The organism is Promicromonospora sp. NPDC050880 (genome assembly GCF_044456525.1).
Lineage (GTDB): Bacteria > Actinomycetota > Actinomycetes > Actinomycetales > Cellulomonadaceae > Promicromonospora.
This window is the reverse complement of sequence record NZ_JBITFV010000003.1, coordinates 335,710-354,722: the sequence shown is the minus strand read 5'-3', so window position 1 is coordinate 354,722 and position 19,013 is coordinate 335,710. Positions and strand designations below refer to the sequence as shown.

Below are 19,013 nucleotides of genomic sequence, written 5' to 3'. Positions count from 1 at the left end.
CGCCTCCGGAAGGAACCCCGCATGCCCCCGATGTCCCGTCTGGGCCGCCTGTTCGCCGTCGTCGCCTGGATCGAGGCGTTCACCTGGGCCGGGCTGCTGGTCGGGATGTTCCTCAAGTACGTCACCGAGACCACCGAGGCGGGGGTGTGGCTGTTCGGGCGGCTGCACGGCGGGGCGTTCGTGCTGTTCGTCGTGGTCACGCTGGTCGTCGCCGTGCGGCTGCGCTGGGGCTGGTTCCGCACGCTGGTGGCGCTGGCGTCGTCGGTGCCCCCGCTGACCACGCTGCTCGCCGAGTGGTGGCTGAAGCGCACGGGACACCTCGCCGAACCCGCGGATCGTGCGGCGGCCACGCAGGAGCCCGCGGAGCCGCAGCTCACGCGCTAGCTCGACGCCGGCCCCGGGCCCCGGCCTCGCGAAGAAGACGTGGGGGCCGACTTGAACCTCACGCGACGTGAGGGGGCAGCCTGACGGCATGACCGACATCTACCCCGCTTTCGACGTCAGCCCCGTCCCCGTGCCCGGACCGGACGCCCGTGCTCCGGAGCTCTTCCGCGGCATCTACGGCATGCCGATGTTCGTGACCGTGCCCACCACCGACCTGGCCGCGTCCACGGACTTCTGGGTCCGCGGGCTCGGCTTCTTCGAGTTCTACTCGGCGCCGGGCCAGGTCGTGCACCTGCGCCGCTGGATGTTCCAGGACGTGCTGCTGGTGCCCGCGGACCCGGCGGCGGGTGCACCCGCTCCGGGCACCGGGCCGGCCCTGAGCGTGAGCTTCTCGTGCGTGCTCGGCCAGGCCGGCGAGATCGCCACGGCCTGCGAGGAGCTCGTGCCCGGCTGCACCACCGGCCCTCGCCCCATGCCGTGGGGCACCGTCGACGTGGACGTGGTCACCCCCGAGAACGTCCGCGTCACCATGACCGCGGCCCAGCCCTGGGACCCGGACAGCGCCGCGGCCCGGAACCTGCGCGACGTGGGCATCGACGTGGGCATCGACGCGCCCGCGGAGTGACACCGCGGGCCGCGGTCCCGGCTGCGAGACTGGGTCGGATGACCCACGTGCGCGCTGCCGGCGCGGTGCCGCCGGACGGCCTGACCGTCGGCGGCGCCGCGTCCGCCGTCGGCGTCACCGTCCGCACCCTGCACCACTGGGACGAGCTGGGCCTGGCCAGCCCGTCCCGCCGCACCACGGGCGGCCACCGCCTGTACGACGCCGCGGACGTGACCCGGCTGCACCGGATCCGGCTCTACCGCGAGCTCGGCGTACCGCTTTCCGACGTCGCGGCCCTGCTCGACGCGCCGGCCGAGCACGCGGAGGAGTCGCTGCTGCGGCAGCGCGACCAGGTACGGGACCGCATCCGCCACCTGGAGCGGTCCGCCGAGGCCCTGGACCGGCTGATCGAGGCCCGCCGGTCCGGCGTGCTGCTCACGCCCGAGGAGCAGGCGAAGATCTTCGGCGCGGACTGGCAGCCCGCCTGGACCGCCGAGGCCCGCGAGCGCTGGGGCGACACCGCGCAGTGGGCGCAGTACGCCGAGCGCGCGGCCGACCGTGGCCCGGAGGACTACCGCCGGATCGTGGCCGACCTGGAGGTGCTGCACGCCGACCTCGGCGCCGCCGTCCGGGAGGGCGTGCCACCGGACGGCGCGCGGGCCCGCGCGCTCGCGGAGCGGCACCGGGCGTCGGTCGGCGCCTACTTCGACTGCACCCACTCGATGCACGTCTGCCTCGGCCGCACGTACGTCACCGATCCCGGCTACCGCTCGTTCTACGACGGCATCGCACCGGGCCTGGCCGGGTGGCTCCGGGACGCGGTGGACGCCAACGCCCGGGCGCACGGCGTCGACCCGGAGACTGCTACGTGGACCTAGGGGTGGAGCTGGGACCGGCACCCGGACTGGCCTGTGGGCAAAAGCACGTGTCCCTCGCGGGGCGTGTGTCGTAGCATCGAACGGTCGGCCCCGTGGCGTCTCGCCCGGCCGGCTCCACCGGACACAGGAGCGAGAGATGCGGGAACTCACCGCGGGATGCGGGGCGGCCGTCCAGGCCTGCTCGGGCAGCACCCGTACCCGCGTCACGACTCTCTGAGCTTCCCTGCCGCGCACCCACCGACCGTTCAGCGGTCGTGTGCGTCTCGGCGGGACGTCGGAGGGCGGGCGCGGCGTCGTCCCCTGCCCTGCCGCCCGCCGGCCCGGTGGCCTCCGTGTCGAGGTGACCGCGGCGTCGTCGTGCACGTCCGTGCCGACGGCTTGATGCCGGCGGCGGCTCCGAACGACCGGAAGCCGATACCTGATGAACCCCCTGACCGAGAAGCAGATCCGCGCGTCCTTCCTGAACGCGAGCAAGCGGGAGGCCGCGCAGGCCACCCTGCCCGACCTCGACACCCTCGACTGGGAGCACCTGGACTACCTGGGCTGGCACGACCGCAAGGCGCCGCTGTCCTCGTACGTGGTGCTCGAGCTCGACGGCACCCCGACCGGGGTGCTGCTGCGCTCCACCGACGCCAAGACGGGCCGCGCCCGCGCCAAGGGCGTGTGCGCGTGGTGCGAGGACGTGGTCGTGACCGACGAGGTCTCGATGTACGTCGCCCGCCGCGGTGGCGCGTCCGGCCGCAACGGCAACACGATCGGCACGCTGATCTGCACCGAGTTCGTGTGCTCGCGCAACGTGCGGCGCACGCCCACGTTCACGGAGGCGGGCAACGACCCGGCTGTGCGTGAGCTGATCACCGACCGCCGCATCGCCGGTCTGCGCGAACGCGCCGCGCGGTTCGTGGCAGAGGTCGGCAGCACGCGCTGACCTTCGCGTCGGGCGCACAGGTCCCCGTGGCCTGTGCGTCCGACAGGCGTGCGTGCGGCCGCAGGGCCGGGGCCGGGACGCACCACCGCCGGTTCATGCGGTGCGCAGCCGCGCGGCCGCGGCGATGGCTGCCTCGCACCACACGACGGCCGGACGGTCGACGGCGCCGTGCACCACGATCTGCCGGCAGAGCTCGCCCAGGCCCTCGGTCGCCGCCCGCTCGGCGTCGACACCGGGGAACATGCGGTGCACCGAGAAGACGACCGCGCGACGGTGCGCCGCCCACTCCGCGGGGTTCGAGGCGAGGCCGTAGGTCCTGCTCGTTGTCTGCGTCATGCCCTGCAGACGCGGCGGTCGCGCGGATGTCACAGCACTTCGGGGACCGAGTTTTCACGTCGCGGAAGTGTCCGTCTCCCGATGGGCCCCGCGACCCTTCCGGATCCGGGGCGGCTGTGGTCGGATGCAGCCATGGCTCACCGGACAATTCAGGACGAGACGGTCGTGTTGGAGGAGCTGTCGGGACTCGTCTCCCTGACAGAGCTCACCAGCAGCCCGGACCAGGCGGGGGCCTACGCCGCCCTGCAGGCGCGGTGGGGACCCGTCGCCCCCGTCGAGATCGAGAGCGCCGGCGACCAGGTGGTACCGGGGTGGCTGGTCATGGGCCACCAGGAGAACTGCCACGTGATGCGCTCCGAGGCGCAGTTCGCCAAGGACCCGCGCACCTGGCGCTGGAACTCCGAGGACCTGCTGCCCACGGGTACCGCCATCGCCACCTTCGCTCCCGCGCAACCGCGTCCGGCGTCGTTCCATCACGACGGCGAGGAGCGCCGCCGGCTGCGCACACCGCTGGACGACGCGCTGGAGGCGCTCGACGAACGCCGTGTGCGCGACCAGACCAAGGACATGTGCGAGCGGATCATCGACCGGATGGGCGAGTCCGGGACCGTGGACCTGGTGCGCACGTACTGCCAGCCCGCCGGGTTCCTCGCGATGACCACGCTGCTCGGTTTCGACCTGGAGACGGGCGGCCGGCTCATGACCGACTCGGCGAAGGTCGTCGTCGGCGACGGGGAGGAGGTCGCCGCCGCGCAGGCACGGGTGGCCGGGACGATCCTCCAGCACATCCGCGAGCGCCGCGCCCACGGCGGCCGGGACCTGATCGCGCACCTCGCGGTGCACCGCAACTTCGCGGACGACGGAGAGATCGCGGCGAGCGCCGTGGTGCCGATGCACGCCGCGGCGATCTTCCTGACGGCGTGGATCACGCAGACGGTGCACCTGGTCCTGTCGGACCGCACGCTCGCCGCCCGCGTCGCGGGCGGACGGCTGACGCTGGACGGCGCCCTGGACGAGGTGCTGTGGCGGGAGTCGCCGATCGCGCAGTCTCCGGCGCTGCGGTTCGCGCGGAACGACGTCGAGCTGGGTGGGCGCCTGATCAGGAAGGGCGACGCCCTGGTGCTGTCGATCGCCGCGGCGAACGCCGACCCCGCCGTGCACAGCGACGACCCGTGGGACCAGGTGGACAACCGGGCCCACCTGTCCTGGGGCACCGGGCTGCACCGGTGCCCGGCGCCGCGCCAGGCCCGGCTGATCGCGGGCGTCGCCGTGGACGAGCTCCTGCGGAACATGGACGTGACGCTGCACGTGCCCGACGAGGGCCTGCCGTGGGCGCCGTCGCCGTGGGTGCGGCACCCGGCGCGGATGCCGGTCACGTACCGGCGGGCCACGGCGTACGGCGACGTCGACGGGTGAGCGCCTGCCGGTGAGCCCGGCGTGGTGGCCGGACGGCGACACCCGTCAGCCCAGGACGGCCGGCAGCCGCACGGGGCCGTTGGCGACGAAGCCGGGGACCTGGCCGAGGTCGGCGTCCGGGTCGGCGAGCCGGAGGCCGGGGAACCGGTCGAACAGGGCGGGCAGGGCGATCTCGGCCTCCAGCCGGGCGAGCGGTTCCCCCGGGCAGTGGTGGGCGCCCGCGCCGAACGCGAGGTGGGTACGGTCCCGGCGCGCCGGGTCGAAGAGGGCGGGCTCGTCGTGCAGACCGGGGTCGCGGCCCGGGGCTCCGAACGCCGCGATGATGGGGTCGCCCTTGGTGATGGGGACGCCGCCGAGCTCCAGGTCCTCGACCGCGAACCGCAGCGGGATGTAGACGACCGGCGGGGCCACGCGCAGGGTCTCGTCGACCACGTCCGCCCACGCCACCTCGCCCGCGCGGGCCGCGGCCAGGACGTGGGGGTGGGTGAGCAGGAGCCGTACGGCCGAGGCCAGGAGGTTCACGGTGGTCTCGTGGCCGGCGATCAGCGCGAGCTGTGCCGTGCCGGCGGCCTCGGCAGCGGGGAGCTCGGCGGCGAGCACGCTGGTCAGGTCCTCGTCCGGCTGCTCGCGCTTGGCCTCGACGAGCTGGGTGATCAGCGCGCGCAGCGCCACCTGGGTCGAGAGCGCCTGCTCCGCCGTCGCGCTGGTGTCCATCAGGACGTCGGCGTACCGCCGCATGTCGCCGCGCTGGCCGTCGGGCACGCCGAGCAGGTCGCAGATCACCTCGATCGGGATGGGGTAGGCGAACTGCTCGCGCAGGTCGACGACGACGCCGTCGGCGCCCGCGGCGGCGAGCCGGTCGAGGGCGCCAGTGGTCGCCGCCTCGATCCTGGGTCGCATGGCACGGGTGCGCCGTGCGGTGAAGGCCCGCGCCGCGACCTTGCGCAGGCGCCGGTGCTCGGCCCCGTACGAGTTGAACATCGACCTGCTGGTGACCCAGGTGAACAGGGGCCACTCGCGCGTGATCTCGCCGTTGACGAGGGCGGTCCAGTGCTGGTGGGAGTCCTTGGAGATCCGCGGGTCGACCAGCATCGGGCGCAGCAGGGCCAGGTCGGTCACGGCCCAGGCGGCCACGCCGCCCGGCAGCCCCACCCGGGTGACGGGGCCCTTGGCACGCAGCCGCGCCACCTCCTCCAGCGGCGCCCTGCCGGCAGCGTCCAGCACCAGGGTTTCCACGAGCTCTCCTCACGACGAACGACCGGTCGGGGCACAGTCTTTTCTGAGATGCCCGCTTTGTCCATGATGCCCGGTCGAACCGTGCGAGGAGATCAGGGCACGGCGATGGTCCCGATCAGCACGCCGTCCTGCTCCACCAGCTCGAAGCCGATGCGCTGCAGCGAACGGCGCGCCGTGACGTTGCCCGGCGCCGACCGGGCAACCAGGCGCTCCGCGGCCATGGTCCGCGCCGCGGCGAGCGCCCAGTAGGCCACCTCGCCCGCGATGCCCTGCCCGCGAGAGGAGCGGCCCAGCCACAGACCCACCTCGCGCGCCCCGGGATCGCCGTCGACCAGGGCGAGCCGGGCGGCGCCCACGACCCTGCCGCCGGCCGTGACGGCCCACGTCACCTCGGGCACGGGGGCGTCCAGGCTCACCCGGCACCGCCGGTGGTACTCCCGGAAGGCGCCCTTGCGCGGCTCGGTCCAGGCGGTGCGGGCCTCGGTCGCCGACTCGCCCGCGGTGGGCGGCATCACCTCACCGGGCTGCGCCTCGGTCACGGCCACGGCGAGCAGGTCCTCGAGCACGTCCTCTCCCACGGGGAGGAGGTCGACCATCATCTGCGACGTCACCTCGCGGATGATAGCCGCATGACGTGACATCCGTGGTTTGTGAAACTTTCAACCACCTGACCGGGGGTCAGGAGTCCCGGGCGTAGTCGACCTGGCCCAGGCCCAGCCAGGACGCGAGGCTCTCGATCTCGGCGTGCACGGCGTCCATGGTGGCCCCGTCGAACGGCAGGTCCTCGTGCACCGCGAACACGTCGAGCACTCCCCTCCTGCGGTCGGCCTTGGCGTCGAGCTTTCCGACGAACCGCTCCCCGTGCAGGATCGGCAGCGCGAAGTAGCCCCAGCGCCGCGCCGCCTTCGGCTTGTACATCTCCAGCGTGTACTCGAAGTCGAACAGGTCCAGGAGCCGGGTCCGGTCGGCGATCATCGCGTCGAACGGGGACAGCAGCGCGGTGCGCGGCTCGATCTCGTCGTCCGCGCGGTCCAGCAGCTCCGGGTCGACCCGCCACTGCCCGTCGACGCCCTCCACCTCGACCACCTCGCCGGGCAGGTCCACCCACCAGGCGCCGTCCCCCGAACGCCCCTGCACGCGCTTGCGTGCGATCCCCTCGGCCGCGAGCCGCCGCTCCACCCGCTCCGTGAGCGCCTGCTCGAACGGAACCGGATCGACCTGCGGGTAGACGCGCTCGGCCAGGTCCCACAACCGCTGCCGGCCCTTGCGACCCACCATCGCGAGCTTGCCCTGCATGTTCAGCGCCTCGAGCATCTCGGCCACGCTGCGCCGGCTGCTCCAGCCCTCGGCGCCCCACGTGTACGGCACGCGTGCCGTGTCCGGCACGTCCTTGGCGAGCACCGGGCCCTCCGCCTCGACGAGCGCCAGCACCTCCCGCTCGAACCCGGCGTTGTCCGCGAGCCACTGCCGCATGGTCTCGTTCTGCGGCCACCGGGCCATCTGCTCCAGGTACAGCGGCAGGTCGCCCATGGACCGCACGGTGCCCCGGAGCTGGAACAGCATGCGGTCGGTGATCGCGTCGTCGACGGCGCCCACCCAGTACTCCCCGCCGAGCCGCGACCAGGCGACGAGGTCCACCGCCGGCGCCACGGCCGACGTCGGGTCCACGGCGAGGAAGGTGAGGTCCTCCACCAGGTGCACCAGGTCGACCGGACGGTGCGCGTCGAGCAGCTGGGCGCGCAGCACGATGCGGCGTGCCTGCTGGACGGTGAGCCGGTGCGTGGCCATGCGGTGAGGATACGGAAGCACACCGACACACCGCGCCGGGTGACCCGCTCAACCTTTCGCCACCCCCGACCGTGAAGGAGGCATGAGCATGCCAATGGTCGCGGGGCGCTCGAGCCCCGACCCGGTCCACGGTCGCGAGGCGGCCCCCGTGGCCGGCCCGTTCGACGTCGTGGTCGCCGGCGACAAGGAGGCGGAGTTCGCCGCCTTCATGTCCCGGTCCGCCCCGGCGCTGGCGCGCACCGCCTGGTTGCTGTGCGGCGCCACGCACCAGGCCGAGGAACTGGTGCAGCAGGCCCTGATGAAGACGTATCTGGCCTGGCCCAAGGCCCGCAGCGGCGAACCGCTCGCCTACGCCCGGCGCGTCCTGGCGAACCTGCGGGTCGACGGCTGGCGCAGACGGCGCCGAGAGGTCCTCATGGCCGCGGACACCCTGCCGGAGCGGGCACAGGACGGCCGGAGCCCCGCCGACGTGCACGCCGAACGTGACCGGCTGGTCCGCGCACTCCGGCTGCTTCCCACCAAGCAGCGCCGGATCGTGGTGCTCCGGCACCTCGAGGGTCTGCCGGAGCGCGAGGTCGCCGACGCGCTCGGCGTCTCGGTCGGCACGGTCAAGTCCACGGCGTCCCGCGGCATCGTCCGCCTGCGCGAGATCCTGCGGGCCGACGGCGCGGGCGACGCGGGCGACGCGGCCCCACGGCATACGAACCACGAGAGGAGCGGGTCATGAACGACGAGGAACAGTTCGCCGAGAACCTGCGCGCGCAGGTCGCGCGGGTCGCGCCACGGATCGACGTCGACGTCGCGCGCGTCGTCCCCGCCGCCCGGCGGCACCGGGCCGTCCGGGCGGGCGGCGTCGGACTGGCCCTGGCGCTGACCCTCGGCGGCGGGGCCTGGGCGGCCACCACGCTGGAGCCGGGGACCGTCCTGCCCGGCGGCTCGACGACGATGCCGGTCGAGCCCTCGCCGTCGCCGACCGGGCCGCCCCGCACGTCGAGCGAGGGCGACCCCCTGCCCGAGCTGCCCACCTACCCGCCCATGGGGCCCGTGGTGCCGCCGGAGGGCTGGCGCGAGGCGACGTACTTCCACGTCGTGACCCGAGGGGCACCCGGTCAGGCCGGTGCGGGGTCCGGGCCCGAGGCGCCGCTGGGCAGCGTGCTGGGCACCGAGAGCTGGTACGGCGACGGCGTCAGCTTCGAGCTCACCGCGCAGGGCCCGGCACTCATGCACCTCGGTGACCACATCAACATCGAGGGGCACGCCCGCAGCTACTCCTGGGCGGAGATGGCGGCGCTCCCGACCGAGCCGGACGCCCTGCACGACGCCCTGCTCGCCCACTACGACGACGTCGACGCGCCGTCGAGCTACGGCATGGAGCAGCTGCGAGACGTCGCGGCCCGGCTGGCCACCCAGGCACCGGCCGCCCCGGAGCTGCGGGCCGCGGCGTGGGAGCTGCTCACCGACCTCGACGGCGTCGAGGTCGAGCAGGACGTCCGGGACTCGGAGGACCGCCGGGGCACTGCCGCCACGTACCAGTACGGCGACGACGACAGGACGCGGACCGTGATCTACGACGAGACGCGCAACCTGCCGCTCGAGACACGGGACACGAAGCACGGCACGGACATCTACCTGACGACCGAGCTCACCCACCTGCCCGACGCCGTGGCCGACAGCGCCATCGAGATCCCCGACCTCACGGCGATGACTCGCGAGGACGTCGAGGTCGTCTGCCTGCAGAAGCATCTCGCCTGCTCCTTCGAGGAACAGCGGTCGGACACCGTGCCCGACGGGACGGTCGTCTCCTCCGACCCGGCGCAGGGCGCGCTCGTCACCTGGGGTGCCCCCCGTCACGATCGTGCTCTCCACCGGCCCCTGACCGGCCGACCACGCGGAGGCCCGCCACGGGCCCGGGCCGCGCGAGACGCTCCTCGTCTCCGCGTAGCCTGGGCCCGTGGCCCACGCCTACCGCACCAGCGCCCCTGTCGACGCGCCCGCCGCCGTCGTCTGGCAGATCCTGTCCGACGTCGAGCGCATGCCCGCCTGGACGCGGTCCATGACGCGCGTGTCGATCCTCGACGGGACCCGGTTGGCCGTGGGCTCCCGGGTCGAGATCGAGCAGCCCGGCCTGCCCCGCGCGACGTGGGAGGTGGACGGCCTGACCGAGGGCCGCGGCTTCTCCTGGTCGAGCAGCACGCCCGGGGTGCGCACGGGCGCGGCCCACCTGATCGCCCCGGTGCCGGGCGAGGACGGCGAGACGTGCGAGGTGACGCTCGTCGTCGCCCAGAGCGGGATGCTCGCCGGGCTGACCAACCTCGCCCTCGGCTCCCGGATGCGCGAGCTGGTGGACACCGAGCTGGCCGGCCTGGTGGCCGAGTCGGAGCGCATAGTCCGCGAAAAGGACTGACACACCGCTCGCTACCGGCGTGTCACATCATTTCCTCCGGTGTTTCCGTACGCCTCCCAGAACGCCATTTCGGCACCAAGAATGACCCTTGAACTGCGAAAAGGCATTGAGGCGAAAAGTTACGCGCGTTTCGGACAGCTCGATACTTCACAACAACCGTTATCTGATCGAGACAAGGTGGGGACCCGTATGTAGCGTCGGATCCGTTGCGCCACCGGAGGCGCAGCCGCGGGCCCCATTCCCCAGACCGGTACGGGTCCGCGAAACCGGCGACTTGGAGAACTTCGGTGAGTACCACCGTCCGACGCGGTCGACACCGCGCCGTTCACGCTCCTAGCACTCCCCTGATGACCGTGACCCGTACGGCCGCCCGCTCGGGCGCGCTGATCGCGGCATCGTCCGGACTTCTCGCGACGGCCCTCGCACCCAGCGCACACGCCGTCGTGGGAGACGGTTCCCACCGCCTCGCGAGCGTCGACAAGACGGAGATCGCGACGGCACCCGCGGTGCAGGTCGCGACCGACGCGAAGCTGCGGATCGAGAGCAAGGCCGTCAAGGTCACGCCCGCCCCGGAGCCCGAGCCCGAGCCCGTCGTGGAGACCGCCACGTACTCCGAGCCGGAGGCGGAGGCCGTGGCCCAGGAGGCCGAGCCGGCCACGCCGGACTACGCGTCCGACGGCTCCATCGGCGCCCAGGCCGTCGCGATCGCCCTGCAGTACATCGGCATCGCCTACACGTACGGCGGCGAGTCGCCCTCCTCCGGGTTCGACTGCTCCGGCCTGATCAAGTACGTGTACGCGCAGCTCGGCGTCGAGCTGCCGCACTCCTCGTCCTCGATGGTCTCGGCGGGCTACCAGGTCGCCTCACCCATCCCCGGCGACATCGTGTGGACCCAGGGCCACGTCTCGCTCTACGCGGGCGACGGCATGGTGGTCGAGGCCGCCAACTACGGCACCCCCGTGCGCCACACCGCCCAGTGGCAGGACTACGCGGTCTACATCCGGCCCTACTGACCGACCCCCCGGTGATGTCAGACGCTCAGGCCCCGCGAGGGACCTGGGCGTCTGACACGACCGGTGCGCGTCAGTACGCGACGGCGGCCGCCGCGTCGACGATGCCGTAGCCGTACAGCGGCGTCCACACACCGACCAGCCCCAGGAGCGGGTCGCGCGAGGTGTACAGGATGGCGCTCTCGACCTCGCGCATGCTCCGGCCCTGGCCGTACAGCAGCGCCGCGACACCCGCCACGTGCGGCGTCGCCATCGACGTGCCCGCGTACGAGTCGTAGCTGCCCGCGCCGCACGTGCTCGACCCCGTGCCCACCGGCACCGTGGACCACACGTCGCCGTCGCAGCCCGTGAGACCGCCCGAGCCACCCGGGGCCGAGACACTCTTCAGGTCGAGCTTGATCGGGAGCTCCGAGTAGTAGGAGTGCACGCGGGCCGAGTCCGTGGCCCCGACGCAGAGTGCGACGCTGGTGAACGCGGGGTCGCTGCAGAGCGGGGTCGACGAGTTGCCGGCCGCCGCCACCGTGAGCGCACCCTGCTGGCGCGCGTACGCGATGGCGTCCCGCATCAGGGTGTCGACGCCCAGGATCGTCAGCAGCTGCCCGCCCGGCGCGGTGCCCAGCGAGAGGTTGATGACGTCGGCGCCGTGGTCCGCGGCCCAGCGGATGCCGTCCGCGATGTCCTGGGACGAGCCGGAACCCGCCTCGAGCACCTTGACCGGGAGGATCTTGGCGCCCGGCGCCACGCCGGCGACGCCGATCCCGTTGTTCGCCGCGGCGGCGACGATGCCCGCCACGTGCGTCCCGTGCTCGTCCCCGTCGTTCTTCCCGTCCGGTCCCCGGTAGTCCCCGTTCCCGCAGGGGCGGACGTCGGCGCAGCCGGTGAAGGTGGCGCCCGGCAGGAGCTGCCCGGCAAGGTCGGGCTGCCTGAGGTCGACCCCGGTGTCGACCACCGCCACCACCGCGCCCTTGCCGGTGGAGACGGGCCAGGCGGCCTCCGCGTTGATCTGGTCCAGGCCCCACTGCTTGTCCCGGAACGGGTCGTTGGTGGCGGCCTGCGCACCCGGCGCCACGGCGACCAGCGCCGCCACGGCCAGTGCCGCGGAGGTGGCGGCGCCGACGAGTGACTTCCTGTTCATGTATGCCCCCATTGTTCGCACAGGGACTGGTTTGCCCCCGAACTGGGGCAAACCTAGGGCCAGCAGACCGGGATAGAACAGGGCAGTTCGGGCACTGCGGGTGAAATTTACCCAATCGCAATCAGTAGCGGCCGGGACCGCCGCGGCGCCGACGTCAGGCCCAGGCCTCCGTGAGCTCGGCCTCGTCCGACGCCTCCCGGGACAGCCTCAGTGCCGCGACAGCCGCCCCCAGCAGCAGGGCGACCACCCAGGCGCCGAGCTGGTGCCCCTCGGAGTCGATCGCCGCCGGTGCGATCTCACGCCAGACGATGCGCACGGCCAGCAGCGGGTCCTCGGTCAGCGGCGAGCCCGGCCAGATGTTCTCCTGCACGGCCAGGAGGGCCGGCCCGGCCGCCTGCAGCACCCAGACGGCACCGGCGGTCGGCAGCCACCCCAGCAGCTCGATGGGACGGCTGTCCACGGCGAGGCCGAACGCGACTCCCAGCGCCACGGCCAGGATCCACCACGTGCCCACCGGCGACACCGGATGGCCCGGGACGAAGCCCCACACCCAGGCGTCGAGGAGCACCACCGGCAGCGCCAGGGCGAGGCCGCGCAGAGGGCCGGGACCGAGCCCTGCCAGCAGCCCCGCACCGAGGCCCACGACACCGGCCACGCCGGTGACGACGAGCATCCCGAGCGGTGCGGCGTCGTCGGGCAGGCCCTCGCGGGTGACGAGCCACCAGGAGGCGCTGCCCGCGGCCCCCATGGCGAGCAGGGTGCCGGCGATCGCGGCGCACGCACCCGCGCCGGCGGACGCCGGGACGCGGGCGGTGACGCCCGCGAGGAGCCCGCCCATCAGGGCCATGACGACCAGGCCGACCACGCCGTCGTCACCCTCGAACGGAAGCGGTAGAAAGCCGGCCGGCCCCGGCGCCACACCCTCGGCCAGGCCTGTGACCTGGTAGGAGACCTGCACGATCCACGGCAGGAAACCTCCGGCCCACCAGGCGAGTGCGCTGAGGGGAACGGCCCACCAGGCGGAGATCCGATGCTCGCTGTCGCCCATGCCGCCGAACCGTAGCGGATCTATGTGATGTCGGTCATAACGCAGGAAGACCGAAACGGCGTAAATCTGCGCCTTCGTTGGGTCAGACCGTAATGCGTAACCCGATCGTGACTTTTTCGGTGAACGTGTGTACTTTGACTTCTGCTCCACCGCATCGGTGGGGCCGTGAGCCGGGCGCCGAATCCTGTCACCGGCTCATGACCAGACGTCGAGACAGGAGCGGGGGACCCACTTCCGGGCGACAGCACCATCGTCGCCCTCGGGGTGAAGCCGGACGGAAACCCCCCAGTAGCCGTGCGGCCGGGTGTGCACTCCTCACCCGAATCCGACAGCTGACCTCGCAGGCGGTACAGGAGACCTTAGGTGACGAACTCCACCCGCGGCCGGCATCGTGACAGCCGGCCCGCTCAGACACCGCTGACCATCCTCGCTCGTACCGCCACCGAGAACGCCGGCACCGTTGCCCGCCGTGGCGCCATCGCCGCCGCCGCCGGCGGCGTCCTCATCTCGACCATCGCCACCACCGCGCACGCGGCGCCCGCGATGGACCTGAAGACGGACGTCAAGACGGCCAAGCTGAACTCGACCGACCTGCAGTCCCTCACCGCCGTGGCCAAGCAGGCCGTGGCCGCAGCCCCCACCGTGACCGTCCCGGCCGACGCGAAGATGCCGATCGAGATGGAAGCCCTGGGTGCCACGGGTGCCGACGGCGAGAAGGGCGAGGGCCCCGCCGTCGTCTCCGTCGACGCACCGGACCCGATCCCGGTCGGCACGCAGGCCGTCAACATCGCCTTCAACTACCTGGGCATCACGTACGTCCTGGGCGGCGCCTCGCCGTCCGCGGGCTTCGACTGCTCGGGCCTCATCCAGTACGTGTACGCGCAGCTCGGCGTCTCGCTGCCGCACCAGTCCGGCGCGCTGCTCGGCTCCGGCTACCAGGTCACCTACCCGGAGCCCGGCGACATCGTCTGGACGCCCGGACACGTGGCCCTCTACGCGGGCGACGGCATGATCATCGAGGCCTGGGCCGCCGGCATGCCGGTCCGCTACACCGAGATGTGGCAGAACAGCCCGACCTTCATCCGCGTCGTCTGACGCTCCGCTCGTGAGGCGCCGCCTCCGTACCGGGTCCCCGCCCGGTGCCGGAGGCGGCGCCTCACGCGTTCCCGCACCGCCACACCGGCGGGCCGGCTCATCCGGGCCAGGCGCAGTGCTCCCCGACGAAGTCGTAGAAGGCGGAGCGCGCGGTGTCCGGCATCGGCACGTAGACCGTGCGCTGCGGGACGCCGTCGACGCTGGCCGACACGGGCAGGAACGTGCCGCGCTTGTCCTCGGCCACGGCGTGCACGTCGCAGCGCGCGGGGACGACGGCGAGCACGACGGCGCCGGACCGCTGCCCCGCCAGGTCACGTCCCACCCAGCCGGAGGCGCCGTCCGCCGGGTCAGGGTTGCTCATCAGGGTGGTGCCGGCGATCCGGTCGACGGTGACCGCGGGACCGCCGTCGACCGGCTCGATCCGGAGGGTGACCAGGGCGGTCAGCTCCCCGTCACGGGTCTCGACGCGCACCTCGTCGTCGACGGCGAGGCGCACGCCCGCCGCCACGGCGGCCACCGCGCAGTCCGCCTCGTGGTTGCGCGCCAGGTGGCCCACGGGGTCGCCCACGTCGTCGACGACGACCTCCGTGGGCGGTCCCGCGTCGTCCCCCTCGCCGAGGGCGAGCGTGATCGTGGCGGACGGCGCCCCGCTCACCGTGGGGGACGGCTCCGGTCGCGGTGAGCCGGCCGGGGCGGGCGTGCCCGCCGGCTCCGTGCAGCGTGCCTCGCCCAGCCCGACGTAGACGGCGCGCGTCGTCCCGGGACGCAGCACCAGCGTGCGCCCCTCCTTCGTGGGGTGGGACGGCCCGAAGCCGTCGGCACGCAACGCCCCGGACAGCAGCGTCAGGGTCTCGTCGGAGTCGTTGGTGACCTCGAGCCGGATCTCCCGGGTCGCGTACTGCTCACGTCCCTGCGCCACCGCGACGCGGAGGTGCCCGACCACGTCGTCGGGCACAGGGCCCCGGGTGGACGACGGCCCGGGGCCACCGGACGTGCATGCGACGGCGGCCGCGCCGATCAGCGTCGCCACGAGGACGACGGTGCCGGCGCGGCCGCGGTGCGTCGCGGTGCGGAGTCCCGCGATCAAGCGTTCTGACGCCGACCGAAGATCGCCTGGACGATCAGGATCACGATGATCGCGCCGATCACCGAGAACAGCCAGCTCTGCCACGACCAGAACGCGTCGAAGCTGATGTTGAAGATGAGCCCACCGAGCCAGCCGCCCAGCATGGCGCCGAGCACGCCGAGCAGCAGCGTGACCCAGAAACCGCCCGGCTGCTTGCCCGGGAGGATGATTCGGGCGATGACGCCCGCGATCAGGCCGAGGATGAGAAAGGCCCAGAAGCCCATGGCGTTTTCCTCCAGAGTGGTATGGCTTACGTGCGACTACCTCAGCACTGATCCCGCCGACTTGCCACCGGACCCGCCGAATCGGGTCTATATCGGGACATTACGCGCATCAGATCGTGATACGTCAGCGGCTATAGTTCGGCCGGGCACGCGGCGGGCAAGGCCGGGGCAGGGGGCTCCGGGCACACGAGGAGATGACGACGGATGAACCGGGAGATCGGCGCGCCGGCCGGGCGGCGGACCTGGCGGGACGCGCTTAGGGCGTTCCTCGAGCAGCGGTGGTTCACCCGGCTGGTGCTCGGCGTGATCCTGGCCAACGCCCTGGTGCTCGGCGCCGAGACGATGGTGACCGGCGCGGCGTTCGAGGTGCTGCGCGGGATCGACCACGCCATGCTCGCGTTCTTCGTGGTCGAGCTGGCGCTGCGGCTGGTCGCCACGGGACGGCGGTTCTTCCGTGACCCGTGGAACGTGTTCGACCTCGTCGTGGTCGGCGTCGCGCTGCTGCCGGCCACCGAGTCGCTGTCCGCGCTGCGTGCCCTGCGGGTGCTGCGCGTGCTGCGGGTGGTCACGGCCGTGCCGGCGCTGCGGCGCGTGGTCGACGGCATGCTGCGGGCGGTGCCGGGCATGGGCGCCGTCGGGGCGCTGCTCGTGCTGGTGATGTACGTGTCCGCCGTCATCGCGACCGGACTGTTCGGCGAGGCGGCGCCGGAGTACTTCGGCAACCTCTGGACCACGCTCTTCACCCTGTTCCAGGCCATGACCGGTGAGGCCTGGCCCGACATCGCACGCGTCGTGATGGAGACCCACCCGTCCGCGTGGATCTTCTTCGTGCTCTACATCCTGGTGGTCAGCTTCGCGGTGCTGAACCTCTTCATCGCCGTGATCGTCAACGGCATGGAGGAGATGTCGGAGGAGGAGCGCGAGGACGACCTGCAGAAGGACGAGCGCCTGGACGCCCTCGCGGCACAGAACCGCGAGATCCTCGCCGAGCTGCGCGCCGTCCGTGCGCGGCTCGGCGAGGACGGCGACGCCGCTACCCCCGCACCACGTTGACCAGGTGCGGCGGTCGCACCACGACCCGCCGCACCACCCGGCCCCCCAGGGCCCGGACCACGGCCGGCCGGCCCAGCACGGCCCGCTCCAGGTCCTCGGCCGTCACGTCGGCGGCCACGGTCAGCCGGTCGCGCACCCTCCCGTCCACCTGGACCACCGCCTCGACCTCGGACACCACCAGCAGCGCCGGGTCGACCTCCGGCCACGGCTGCGCCGCGACCGGCGTCGTGCGGCCCAGTCGTTCCCACAGCTCCTGCGCCGCGTGCGGCGCGAACAGGCTCAGCAGGACGGCGATCGCGGCGACCGCCTCGTCGCGCTCCGGCCCGGCGCCCGGACCCCGGCGCACCTGGCCCACCAGCTCCATCAGCCGCGCGACGGCGACGTTGAGCCGGCCTGCCTCGACCAGCTCGTCGACGTCCTGCACGGCGCGGTGCACGGCCCGTCGCAGGTGCGACGGCGCGGTCCCACGGGCGTCGACGGCGGCAGACGGGCCGGCGTCCGCCAGCCGCTGCACCCGGGCCAGGAACCTCCGCATCGCGTCGGGCGAGACGTCCGCCCAGTCGACGTCGTCCTCCGGCGGTCCGGCGAACAGGATCGCCAGCCGGACGGCGTCCACCCCGTACCGGTCCAGCTCGGCCGCCAGGTCCACGCCGTTGCCCAGCGACTTGCTCATCGCCCGGCCGTGGTTGATCACCTGCCCCTGGTTCAGCAGGCGGGCATACGGTTCGGGCGACGGCACCAGGCCCATGTCGTACAGGACCTTGGTGACGAACCGCGCGTACAGCAGGTGCATGGTGGCGTGCTCGACGCCGCCCACGTACAGCGCGGCGGGCATCCAGCGGGCGGCGTCCTCGGGACGGAACGGCCCGGCGTCGTACCCGGGCGACAGGTAGCGCAGGAAGTACCAGGACGAGTCCACGAACGTGTCCATGGTGTCGGTGTCCCGCTCGGCCGGGCCGCCGCAGCGCGGGCACGTGGTCCGTACCCAGTCCCGCGCGCCGGCCAGGGGCGAGACGTCCCCGGGCACCAGCTCGTCGCCCTCCAGGTGGGGCAGCTCGACGGGGAGCTGGTCGTCGGGCACCAGCACCTCGCCGCAGTCCGGGCAGTGCACCACCGGGACGGGCGCACCCCAGTAGCGCTGCCGTGAGACCAGCCAGTCGTGCAGACGGTAGGTCGGCCCGTCGGGACCGTGCTTCCGGCCGATCCAGTTCCGCTGCATGGTCAGCACGTGCGCGGGCCAGCCGCCCTCCAGCAGGCTCATGTCGTCCAGCAGGCGGTCCGCGTAGGCGGTGGTGCGGAAGAACCACTGCGTCAGGCTGCGCGCCACCACCGTGGCGCCGCAGCGCTCGCACATCCCGTCGACCACCTGCTCGTTGGCCAGGACCGTGCGGTCGCCCGGGCACCAGTTCACCTCCGCCTCGGCCCGATAGGCCAGGCCACGCTCGTACAGGCGGGCGAACAGCCACTGCGTCCACCGGTAGTACGCCGGCTCGTGCGTGTGCAGCCGCCGGGTCCAGTCGAACGAGACGCCGTAGCGCCGGATCGACGCCGCCTGGGTGGCGATGTTCGCCTCGGTGAAGAGGGCCGGGTGCTCGCCACGGCGGATCGCGGCGTTCTCGGCCGGCAGGCCGAACGAGTCCCAGCCCACGGGGTTGAGCACGTCGAAGCCCTTGGCGCGCCAGTGGCGGGCCAGGACATCGGTGATCGCGAACACCTCGGCGTGACCCATGTGCAGGTCGCCCGAGGGGTACGGGAACATCGTCAGCAGGTAGCGGCGGGGGCGGGCGCCGTCGTCGGCCGCCGCGAAGCCCAGGGTCTCGCTCATCGTTCTCGCTCTCCGGTGCGTCGATCGGGTCCGGGCACGAAAAAGCCCCTCACGAGGAGGGGCGGCCGCACCGGGTGTGCCCGATCGAGGGCTGTCCGGTGCGGCTAGGTAAGGAGCGAGCGTGCGATGCGCATGACGGCACGATACGTGGGCCGGACGCAGCGGGTAAAGAGCGTCCGCCCGGTCGAGGAACCGGTCGAGGAACGAGCGCCGGTTCGGTCCGCCGCCAGCGAGGTCCGAACCGGCGCTCGCGCCGGTGAGCGGGAGCACGTGGCTCGGCGTGCCCCCAGCGCACTCCGAACCACGGCTCCCACCCGACGCGCCGGAGCTCGGCCCGCCCCCAGCGAGGTCCGAACTTCGTCCGCGTCACAGCTCTGACGCGCGCACGTCCCGGAAGTCACAGCACTTCTCGATGCATTTTCATGTGGCCTGGCTCACAGGCCTACCGGACAACGGCACCTGGCGCACGGTGAACGGCTGCCCGAGGCACCTGATCAGTCGAACCGAGGGGTGCTAATCGGAC

Annotated in this window: 19 protein-coding genes and 1 riboswitch; of the genes, 10 read left to right on the top strand and 9 right to left on the bottom strand. The window is 72.9% G+C overall.

Translation table 11 applies throughout. The features are described 5' to 3' along the window. Positions 1-21 precede the first annotated feature (21 nt). The 4 genes from ACIBBF_RS08315 to ACIBBF_RS08300 all read left to right on the top strand — a co-directional run bounded on the left by ACIBBF_RS08315 (position 22) and on the right by ACIBBF_RS08300 (position 2,794). Positions 22-384 (top strand): DUF3817 domain-containing protein, encoded by a 363-nt coding sequence (locus ACIBBF_RS08315; RefSeq protein ID WP_397412378.1) that lies wholly within the window; start codon positions 22-24, stop codon positions 382-384. 88 nt (positions 385-472) lie between these two features. Continuing rightward, entirely contained in the window at positions 473-1,009 is a 537-nt protein-coding gene (locus ACIBBF_RS08310; protein ID WP_397412376.1) for a VOC family protein, read from the top strand. A gap of 38 nt (positions 1,010-1,047) precedes the next feature. Then, positions 1,048-1,866 (top strand): MerR family transcriptional regulator, encoded by an 819-nt coding sequence (locus ACIBBF_RS08305; protein WP_397412374.1) that lies wholly within the window; start codon positions 1,048-1,050, stop codon positions 1,864-1,866. Positions 1,867-2,287: 421 nt separating this feature from the next. After that, positions 2,288-2,794 (top strand): FBP domain-containing protein, encoded by a 507-nt coding sequence (locus tag ACIBBF_RS08300; protein ID WP_397412372.1) that lies wholly within the window; start codon positions 2,288-2,290, stop codon positions 2,792-2,794. Positions 2,795-2,887: 93 nt separating this feature from the next. On the opposite strand, the gene ACIBBF_RS08295 is transcribed toward ACIBBF_RS08300, so the two are convergent. Next, positions 2,888-3,130 (bottom strand): hypothetical protein, encoded by a 243-nt coding sequence (locus ACIBBF_RS08295; protein WP_397412370.1) that lies wholly within the window; start codon positions 3,128-3,130, stop codon positions 2,888-2,890. Positions 3,131-3,262: 132 nt separating this feature from the next. On the opposite strand from ACIBBF_RS08295, the gene ACIBBF_RS08290 reads away from it, so the two are divergent. After that, the gene (locus ACIBBF_RS08290) at positions 3,263-4,546 is read left to right on the top strand and encodes a cytochrome P450 (protein WP_397412368.1); all 1,284 of its coding nucleotides are present in this window, start codon (positions 3,263-3,265) and stop codon (positions 4,544-4,546) included. A gap of 45 nt (positions 4,547-4,591) precedes the next feature. Here ACIBBF_RS08290 and ACIBBF_RS08285 read toward each other — a convergent pair whose 3' ends face one another. The 3 genes from ACIBBF_RS08285 to ACIBBF_RS08275 all read right to left on the bottom strand — a co-directional run bounded on the left by ACIBBF_RS08285 (position 4,592) and on the right by ACIBBF_RS08275 (position 7,570). Then, positions 4,592-5,782, bottom strand: a complete 1,191-nt coding sequence (locus tag ACIBBF_RS08285) for a cytochrome P450 (RefSeq protein WP_397412366.1) — start codon at positions 5,780-5,782, stop codon at positions 4,592-4,594. Positions 5,783-5,874: 92 nt separating this feature from the next. Then, positions 5,875-6,393, bottom strand: a complete 519-nt coding sequence (locus ACIBBF_RS08280; protein ID WP_397412364.1) for a GNAT family N-acetyltransferase — start codon at positions 6,391-6,393, stop codon at positions 5,875-5,877. Positions 6,394-6,460: 67 nt separating this feature from the next. Beyond that, positions 6,461-7,570, bottom strand: coding sequence for a DNA glycosylase AlkZ-like family protein (locus tag ACIBBF_RS08275; protein WP_397412362.1), 1,110 nt, complete (start codon positions 7,568-7,570; stop codon positions 6,461-6,463). 82 nt (positions 7,571-7,652) lie between these two features. Between ACIBBF_RS08275 and ACIBBF_RS08270 the strand changes: the two genes are divergently transcribed. From ACIBBF_RS08270 to ACIBBF_RS08260, 3 genes are all read left to right on the top strand, one after another. Further along, a complete protein-coding gene (locus tag ACIBBF_RS08270; protein WP_397412360.1) occupies positions 7,653-8,297 on the top strand; it encodes a SigE family RNA polymerase sigma factor in 645 nt (214 codons plus the stop codon). 1,224 nt (positions 8,298-9,521) lie between these two features. Next, on the top strand, positions 9,522-9,974 hold the full coding sequence (locus ACIBBF_RS08265) for an SRPBCC family protein (RefSeq protein WP_397412358.1): 453 nt from the start codon (positions 9,522-9,524) through the stop codon (positions 9,972-9,974). A 347-nt stretch (positions 9,975-10,321) separates the two neighbouring features. Then, complete coding sequence (locus ACIBBF_RS08260; RefSeq protein WP_397412356.1) at positions 10,322-10,987, top strand: C40 family peptidase; 666 nt, start codon at positions 10,322-10,324, stop codon at positions 10,985-10,987. A 70-nt stretch (positions 10,988-11,057) separates the two neighbouring features. Here the strand turns inward: ACIBBF_RS08260 and ACIBBF_RS08255 are convergent, their stop codons facing one another. Both ACIBBF_RS08255 and ACIBBF_RS08250 read right to left on the bottom strand, forming a co-directional pair. Beyond that, positions 11,058-12,119 (bottom strand): S8 family serine peptidase, encoded by a 1,062-nt coding sequence (locus ACIBBF_RS08255; protein ID WP_397412354.1) that lies wholly within the window; start codon positions 12,117-12,119, stop codon positions 11,058-11,060. A gap of 154 nt (positions 12,120-12,273) precedes the next feature. After that, entirely contained in the window at positions 12,274-13,167 is an 894-nt protein-coding gene (locus tag ACIBBF_RS08250) for a hypothetical protein (RefSeq protein WP_397412352.1), read from the bottom strand. Between the two features lie 165 nt (positions 13,168-13,332). Then, positions 13,333-13,529: riboswitch (cyclic di-AMP (ydaO/yuaA leader) on the top strand. Position 13,530: 1 nt separating this feature from the next. Between ACIBBF_RS08250 and ACIBBF_RS08245 the strand changes: the two genes are divergently transcribed. Then, entirely contained in the window at positions 13,531-14,262 is a 732-nt protein-coding gene (locus ACIBBF_RS08245; protein ID WP_397412350.1) for a C40 family peptidase, read from the top strand. Between the two features lie 97 nt (positions 14,263-14,359). Here ACIBBF_RS08245 and ACIBBF_RS08240 read toward each other — a convergent pair whose 3' ends face one another. Next, positions 14,360-15,292 carry a hypothetical protein gene (locus ACIBBF_RS08240; RefSeq protein WP_397412348.1) on the bottom strand — a complete coding sequence of 311 codons (933 nt, stop codon included), beginning with the start codon at positions 15,290-15,292 and terminating at the stop codon, positions 14,360-14,362. A 53-nt stretch (positions 15,293-15,345) separates the two neighbouring features. After that, positions 15,346-15,612, bottom strand: a complete 267-nt coding sequence (locus ACIBBF_RS08235) for a GlsB/YeaQ/YmgE family stress response membrane protein (protein WP_397412346.1) — start codon at positions 15,610-15,612, stop codon at positions 15,346-15,348. 204 nt (positions 15,613-15,816) lie between these two features. On the opposite strand from ACIBBF_RS08235, the gene ACIBBF_RS08230 reads away from it, so the two are divergent. Further along, the gene (locus ACIBBF_RS08230; protein ID WP_397412344.1) at positions 15,817-16,665 is read left to right on the top strand and encodes an ion transporter; all 849 of its coding nucleotides are present in this window, start codon (positions 15,817-15,819) and stop codon (positions 16,663-16,665) included. Here ACIBBF_RS08230 and ACIBBF_RS08225 read toward each other — a convergent pair. Next, positions 16,646-18,490 (bottom strand): class I tRNA ligase family protein, encoded by a 1,845-nt coding sequence (locus ACIBBF_RS08225; protein ID WP_397412342.1) that lies wholly within the window; start codon positions 18,488-18,490, stop codon positions 16,646-16,648. The two genes, ACIBBF_RS08230 and ACIBBF_RS08225, sit on opposite strands and share 20 nt — an antisense overlap. Between the last annotated feature and the right edge of the window lie 523 nt (positions 18,491-19,013).